Source organism: Streptomyces sp. YS-3 (assembly GCF_045257485.1).
Taxonomy (GTDB): domain Bacteria; phylum Actinomycetota; class Actinomycetes; order Streptomycetales; family Streptomycetaceae; genus Streptomyces.
On record NZ_JBJHPC010000366.1, the window covers coordinates 1 to 7,364 of the forward strand.

Annotated in this window: 5 protein-coding genes and 1 pseudogene; 3 read left to right on the top strand and 3 right to left on the bottom strand. The window is 68.1% G+C overall.

Annotated features, from left to right (window positions below; genetic code table 11):
* Window positions 1–63 precede the first annotated feature (63 nt).
* Window positions 64–1,884, top strand: a complete 1,821-nt coding sequence (locus ACJA3G_RS25165) for a DUF2637 domain-containing protein (RefSeq protein WP_406555326.1) — start codon at window positions 64–66, stop codon at window positions 1,882–1,884.
* A 25-nt stretch (window positions 1,885–1,909) separates the two neighbouring features.
* On the opposite strand, the gene ACJA3G_RS25170 is transcribed toward ACJA3G_RS25165, so the two are convergent.
* The gene (locus ACJA3G_RS25170; RefSeq protein WP_406555323.1) at window positions 1,910–2,815 is read right to left on the bottom strand and encodes a hypothetical protein; all 906 of its coding nucleotides are present in this window, start codon (window positions 2,813–2,815) and stop codon (window positions 1,910–1,912) included.
* 1,326 nt (window positions 2,816–4,141) lie between these two features.
* Here ACJA3G_RS25170 and ACJA3G_RS25175 point away from each other — a divergent pair.
* The gene (locus ACJA3G_RS25175) at window positions 4,142–5,050 is read left to right on the top strand and encodes an RICIN domain-containing protein (RefSeq protein ID WP_406555324.1); all 909 of its coding nucleotides are present in this window, start codon (window positions 4,142–4,144) and stop codon (window positions 5,048–5,050) included.
* A gap of 245 nt (window positions 5,051–5,295) precedes the next feature.
* Window positions 5,296–5,505, top strand: a complete 210-nt coding sequence (locus tag ACJA3G_RS25180) for a hypothetical protein (RefSeq protein ID WP_406555327.1) — start codon at window positions 5,296–5,298, stop codon at window positions 5,503–5,505.
* 58 nt (window positions 5,506–5,563) lie between these two features.
* Here ACJA3G_RS25180 and ACJA3G_RS25185 read toward each other — a convergent pair.
* Together ACJA3G_RS25185 and ACJA3G_RS25190 are read right to left on the bottom strand one after the other, a co-directional pair.
* Window positions 5,564–5,818: pseudogene (locus tag ACJA3G_RS25185) on the bottom strand (transposase family protein); the annotation flags it as partial.
* A 281-nt stretch (window positions 5,819–6,099) separates the two neighbouring features.
* A partial coding sequence (locus tag ACJA3G_RS25190) for a helix-turn-helix domain-containing protein (protein WP_406555325.1) occupies window positions 6,100–7,364 on the bottom strand: 1,265 nt, incomplete at its 5' end.

Below are 7,364 nucleotides of genomic sequence, written 5' to 3' on the forward strand. Positions count from 1 at the left end.
GGTGGGGGGGATGTGGTTGCGGGGAAGGGGCTGTCTCAACTGCCCCGTACGCAGCGGGTCCTGATGCTCCTGGTGGCTGCGGGTGTGGTGGGCATTGCGGGGATCGGGTTCGCGGGTTCGTATGCGGCGGTGCGTGCGCTCGCGGAGAGAAAGGGGTTCGGGGCTTTCTCTCTGGTCTTCCCGGTCGGTATCGATGCGGGTATCTGTGTGCTTCTCGCGCTGGACCTGCTGCTGACCTGGATCCGCATTCCCTTCCCGCTCCTGCGGCAGACCGCGTGGCTGCTGACGGCGGCGACGATCGCCTTCAACGGTGCGGCGGCTTGGCCTGATCCGCTGGGTGTGGGGATGCACGCGGTGATCCCGGTGCTGTTCGTCGTCGCTGTCGAGGCGGCCCGCCACGCGGTCGGGCGGATCGCGGACATCACCGCTGACAAGCACATGGAGGGCGTCCGCTACGCCCGCTGGCTGCTCTCCCCCGTACCGACGTTCCGGCTGTGGCGCCGGATGAAGCTGTGGGAGCTGCGCTCCTACGAGCAGGTCATCAAGCTGGAGCAGGACCGGCTCGTCTACCGCGCCCGCCTGAAGGCCCGCTACGGCCGCGCCTGGCGCCGCAAGGCACCCGTGGAGTCGCTGATGCCACTGCGCCTCGCCCGCTTCGGAGTGCCGCTGGCCGAGACCGGCCCGGCGGGTCTCGCCGCCGCCGGTATCGAGCCGACGCTGCTGCCGAGGGTACCGCCGGTCATGGCCGAGGCGGGGCCGGAGCCAGCCGAGCGGCTCGGTCTTGGGCACGAGCCCGATCCGGCAGGGGAGAAGGGCCACGTACCGGCCAGCGCGGGCGGACCTGCGGCGTTAGGCTGGCCGGTTGCTGCGGGCCGTGGGCAGCGGCGCGCGGGTACGTCCCCACAGGAGCGGCGTCTCGCCGACGCGTACCGGGACTGGATGGATGCCTTTGCTGTCGAGCCCACGGGTGCGCAGTTCGCCATCTGGCTTCAGGAGCATTACCGTCTGGCCACGGCGGGCGGACAGCCGTTAGCCGAGGCGCAAGTCGAGCCGCTGCTGCGCCTGCTGAGGCAGCTTCACACGGCGACGCTCGAGCACGGCACTGAGCCTTTGGCCGCGCCTGGCGTGGAGGGCGGCCGGGACGACCGCTCCTCCAGTGCCGGGCCGGGGCTTGCGCGGGGGCGTGGAGGTGGGCCTGAGGAGGTCACCGAGGCGACCGTCGTCGAGCGCGGTGGCCGTACGGCGTGCGACGCGGGGCCCGCCGCGTCTGAGGGCCGGCACGGGCATGTTGGTGTCGTGCGCCGGCCCGGGGGCCGTCAGAACAGCCCGTTCGCTGTTGTGGAAGCCGTGCCAGGCGTCGCTCGGGCGCGGGCGTGGGGTGAGCCGCACGCCGGGAAGGAGGCGGCATCGGCGGGTGCGGGTGTACGTCCGGTCGGCAACCGGCCCAGGGTGCGGGTGAGTGCCGCGGTCGAGGTTCCTGGCCGGGACGGTGCAGCCGTGAAGTCAGCCCCGCTGAGCGTCGTGGACCGCTACTACCTGGCCTGGAGGCAGTACCAGGACGCGCACGGCGCAGAACCTGCCGCCGCGCAGCTCTCCGTCTGCCTGGCCGGCGAATGGGCGATGACCGGGCGTGGCGGGAAACCGCTCAGCCCCTCCACGCTGCGCCGCTATCTTGTGGCGTTCCGCATCTACACGGTGTGGGCCCGCCACCGTGCGTGTACCCCGGATCCCTCCCTCGATGTGATGGTGCAGGAGTGCACGGACCTGGGGATCACGGGGCAGTACAACAGGCCCGTCACCGCGGCCTACCTTGTCCAGCATGTCGGCGGTTTCGAGCGGCGCTGGCACGTGATGAAAGAACTCCCTGCCCCGTCCGAGCGCTGAGGCGCCGTCCGGCGGGCCGGTTTCATCACGCGTCGGTGGTGCGGGAGTCGTGTTGCCCGCTCTCTCCCGGGTGTTTTCCCAGTTTCTCGGGTGGTTCTTTGGTGGTGCCTCCGTTTTCTGCGAGGACTTTGGCCATGCAGCTCAGGGTTTCGTCACGCAGGCCGGCATTGTCGACCCTGGCTGCGAGATAGTTGCCGAAATGCAGGAAGTGGGTGGCCACGAGGCGGTCTTGTTGTGCCCTGAGGCGTGTGGAGGTTTCCTTGAACATCCGCAAAAAAATGTAGGCGATGTAGTTCGCCAGGATCCCGCCCACCGCGCCGACGCCGCCTGTGATCAGCTTGGTGGACGTTTCCGTTGCCTCGGTGTTGCTGACCAGTCTGAGAGTGACGGCAACGATCGCCAGCCCGGACACGATGCAGAAGATCCCGACAGCGAATATCACATTCCCCTGGGACAGGGTCTGGCTGTAATGCCGTTTGACCTCCAGCTGATTCACCCTGAACAGCTTGTAGGCGAGCACGGTGACCGGCTGGTTCTTGAACTCGATCAGGTCCCTGTCGTCCCTGATACTGTCGATCTCTATTGAGACTTCGCGGGCCTCGGACAGCATGTAGATACCGGCGGCGATCAAAAAGAACCCGTACAGGAGTGCCGGTATCGCTACGGGGCGCCAGCCCGGATGAGAGATCGCATAATAGGTGGATATCCCTGTCGCGATGCATCCACAGGTCAAAAGAAGAAAGCCCACACGGATCTGCCGCGTGCGATATTTTTTGAGCTGCCCTTCACGCTCGTGGAGCGTGCTGAGGCGATTCGCATCCCACGAGCCCCTCCCAGCGTCCGCGCCCGACCCCTCACCCGCCTGCGCGCGGTGAGCAGGCTCTTCCTCACGGTTCGCAGCCGGCCCTGAAGGCTTCTTCAAGTTGAGCATGGCCTGCACCTGCCCCATGGATGGGTGCAACAATTCCCATTGTCGCCGTGCCCCGAGCGCCTCGCCACCCAACCCGAGCTCACCGCTACCAGCACCCCAGGCTGACCCAGACGTCGCCTTTCGCCACCACGCCCCGGCCCGCTGCCTGCGGCCAGCCCCACAACGGGCGACACCCCCCCCGGACGAGTCCCACGGGCGACGGCCACGGCCCAACGGCCTGCCATGGGCGCCGCGACAGGCACCCGCATCGCCCCCGGGCAGCCTCACATCCCTCCCCCGCGGTCAAGCCCAGTGGGCAACGGATGTTCTGGAGAGCTCTTTCCTACGGTGCTGGTTTCTGACGGTCTGCCACGAGTCCTTGCCCCCCAGCAGGACACCCCTGCCCCCTACTAGGCTGTCGGCTCATCGGGCAGCTGCCGGAGAGTGCGGACCGGGACATCCTGGAGGGCCGGATCATTGCCGCTCTTCAGGCGATCCGCAACGCATCCGGCAAAGGCTCACTGTGTGTGGTCGCCGACGTTCACCCCGCTCCGAGCGTCCGGCTGAACTGCCTGCCCAGTGCTCGTCGACCGCTGCAGACCAGTGGGTTCCAGCCTCCGAGCGGGGCGGACGGCTGCGACACTAGATCACGTTGACGATTCCGCTGGCTGCGCGGTAGCGCCATCCAGAGCCGAGGGTGTTGCAGTGGATGGTGGACCATCCGTTGTTGCTGGCGTCGTTCCCCCTTAGCACCCGGCTCCTGCCGTCGGAGTGGTCGCAGTACGCCTTCACGTAGTAGACCCTTTGCGTCTGGCAGTGGGCGCCGAAGTAGTTCGAGTCGGAGCCAGGCGTGCAGTAGGACGGGATGCTGCGGACTGAAACGGGCTCCGCCTGAGCGGGGGCGGTGAGGGCGAGCGATCCGAGCAGCGCTGCCCCTAACGAACCAACAATCCGATGCGTAGCGCGCATGACAACTCCTCCAGTCGTGGGTCCCGTGCACCGAATGGATCGGGCCGGGTGCGGGGGTTGGAGCTCCTCCCTGCTATTCGGGCAGGAGGAGCTTGTGAGAAACGGCCTGCCGTCAGCCGGGACGATCTCGACTGAGCAGCCGGGCACCACTGAGACTGTCGACCGCTGAGGGGCGGGGCAACGGCCACCGGCTGTCCCGGACAGACCCGTGCTGTCCGGGCTGGTCAGCGTCTTGTCCGGATCCCACCCCGGACAGCCAGGCATGACGGAATCCGCCGTTGTCCCTTCTGCCGAAGCCGCAGCAAGATGAACTTCATGGGGAACCTTGGGGAGCTGTCGCCGTATGAAGCCCGAGACGCTGCCGGTTTCATCGAGTCGATGCAGCAGCTCAAGGAGAGTTCAGGGCTGACATATCGCGAACTGGAGGCGCAGGCAGCACGAAACGGTGACATGCTGGCGCGCAGCACGCTGGCCGACATCCTGAGGCGGACGAGCCTGCCGCCGCCCAATCTGCTGGCCGCGTTCGTCCGCGCCTGCGGGGACGGGCAGCGGGTCAGCGCCTGGCTGGACGCCAGAGACCGGATCGCCGCAGGTGTTGTTGCCGTATCCGCCACGGCGCCGAGCTCCGTGCCCGAAGTCGACGCCACGGCCGAGACTCACCTGCAAACCGAGGAAACCACGGGCTCTCAGCCCCGCCGGACCAAGCGACGCACGGTCGCGCTCGCGGCCGCGCTCATGGCCCCGCTGCTCGCCCTGGCCGCCTGGGAGTTACTCCCCGATGGCCCCGAAGCTCCGGGCGCAGGCGCACCGGCTGCTGCGGCCACCGCCTCCCGGACTCCCGCCGGCGGCTGGGTCACCATCCGCCCCGCCCGCACACCCGACCTCTGCCTGACTGACGGACGCGATCGCCACGGCACCTACAACAGCGCCGTCGCCGTCCAACTCCCCTGCGCCCAGGCCGCCGTGCCGCGCACCTACCTCGAACCGGTCGGCGAGGGCCTGTACCGCATCCAGTGGCACCACCCCCAGATGGGAAAGGGATGCCTGACGGTCATGGGCGCCGACCAGATCAAGGGCATGCTCGAACCACGTGATGACTGCACTCAAGGCACTCTGTTCCGCCTGGAACCCACCGCCGCTGACAGCGCCGGGGCTTTCCGGCTTCGCCCGGCCCACAGCAGCCGGTGCATCGGCATCCTCGACAATGACACCACCGAAGGTGCCGAAGCGATCGAAGAACCATGTACCGGAGCAGCCGACCAGCGCTTCCTCATCCGAATGGACTGACTACCCGCACCGCGGCTGGCTGTGGCTTCCGAGAACCTCGGGCCGTGACGGAACAGCAATACGGCCTCTACTGGTGGACTGGTAGGCGCACATGTTGAGGTGTCGCGTATTCCACCTGCCAGGGCTGCGACTGGTCACTCTGAGTAGTGAGGTTGGTGCTCGTGGCCTGGCCCTTAAAGGTAGTTCACGGTGGCGTGTTTGAAGCACTTCTGAGGGGGAGATCACCGGGGGACGTTGTGGCGATCATGGAAGCACTGGCTGAACAGGGCATCACGGTGCTCTTCAAGGCCGACGCCGAGCGGATGGCAGAGCGGCACAAGCCCTGGACATTCGTGGCCAGTGGCGCCCCTTTGCGTGATGACATCCTCGTGCGAACCGATGCCGCCTCGGTGGAGCAATGCCTCGAAGCCTGCCTGCCTCGCCTGCGCGAATTGGGCTTTTCGCTACCCGAGTGACGAAAGTCGAGAGTGGCCATCCGGGATACAACGTGCCGGCTCACCGCGTGTGGTCGCCGGGGGCGTATCGGCTCCAGGTGCCGTCGGCCTCGGTGACGTAGCGGTAGGCCGTCGTGGTGCCGACGCCGAACCCGGCCGCGAGCTGGGCATAGGTGTGTCCCATCCGCAGATGGGCGAGGGTGAGCAGGGACTGGCGGCCTGCGGTCAGGCGCCGCCACCGGGAGCCGATGACGTGGCGGCGGCGCCGTAGCTGCTGCGTGAGGAAGCGGAGAGCGGAGCTGGACACGTCGACGCCCGACGAGTAGACAAGCACGTGAAGCCTCTGGTGGAGCCGGTTCTCTTGGACGAAAACCCATCTACCAGGGGCTTCACCACGTTGTCAGCCCAACTGCGGCGCTCCAGCATCAGGTTGGAAAAGGCTCACTTCCGCCTCAGCCGCACCGAATATGGCCGGGGCTTCTACTCCTGAACGACTTCCCTGGGGTGGTTCGGCGGGTGTCGGCGTCTTCGCTGCCCCGCTGTAGGTGACCGGGCACTGCCCCGGGAGCGGCGTGGTCCCCGTCACCGCGGCTCTGCGTCCGGCCCGTCACCAGGTCAGCCCGGTGGTCTCCCGAGGGGTGAACCCGTCCTTGGCTGCTGGTGGTGATGGGTGGTGGGCTGTTGGGGGGTGTGCGGGTCGTGGATGGTAGTCTCCTCGGCTTTGCCGGGGCCGCTGTCTGGGCTCGTAACCGCGGCGGGTAGGCCCTGGTCTGTCACGCGCCGGCCTGCCTGCCCGTGCCGCGGTCTGTTGCCTGTGCTGGTTCCTCTACCGCCGGTTGTGCGCGGCGGTGGCTGTATCGGCGGTGGTGGTGCTGCTCGGTGTAGGTGTTTGTGCCGGTTGGCGAGCTGGAGTTGTGTGTGCTGCCACTGGAGGCGTTCAGCGGCGTGGCGCCTGCGTCTGCGCTCGCCGACCCCGTGGACGCCGAGTCGCTTGGCGGTGTCCGTCCARTTGGTGGGGTGGGGGCTGCGGGGATGGTTGTGGCTGGTGTGGTCGAGGGTGTTGGGGGTGAGGTGGAGGAGTTCGCCTTGTTGGTGGCAGAGGCCGAGGTGGGTGAGGGTGGTGCGTTGGCGGTAGGCGGTGGCGCGGGAGATGGAGGCGGATGTCTGGAGTTCGGTGAGGGTCTGGCCGTCGCGTTCGGCCAGGGCTGCGAGGATGGCGAGGCCGCTGGAGGCAAGGCCGCGGTGGGTGAACGCGTCCAGGCCCATGAGCCGTGCCACGACCAGGGTGTCGAGGTCTGCCCCATTGCCGGGGCGGGAGGGGTGTCTCATGGTGGGTCCATTCATGGCCCCCCCAGCCTGCGGCCCCTGGCAAGTGGTGTCGTGATGAGACACGTCCAAGGGCGCTGTGGGGGATACCAGCATCCACTGTGAGCCTTCGGTGGGGGAGCCGTGGTCGAGCCGGCGCAGCAGACGCCTGCGGATCAGGCGCTGGCTGGAGCGGCGGGCGGTGCCTCGGCTGCAGCCCATACGCTCGGCCAGGTCACGCTCGGATACCGCATGGTCCCAGCCTCCCGATCGGGCGCAGATGTCCAGGCGCGCAATCAGGTTGCGCAGATCAGTCTTGGCGGCGGTGCCCTGCCAGGGGGCGGACTCGATCCGGGCCCGCAAGCGGGCGAGGGCACTGTGGAAGTCGGACCGCCCCCGTATCGGCTCCGAGTCGTGCACGTACTGGCGGGCGCCGTCGTACGCCCGGTGCAGCCACGCCACCGCCGTGTCGTAGCCGCGCCGGTGCTGCAGTCCACGCGCAGGCCCCCCAGCCTTGTAGGGGCCGTCCAGCAACACCTGCACGAACGCGGGCCTGCTCCAGCCCGCCCGCACCG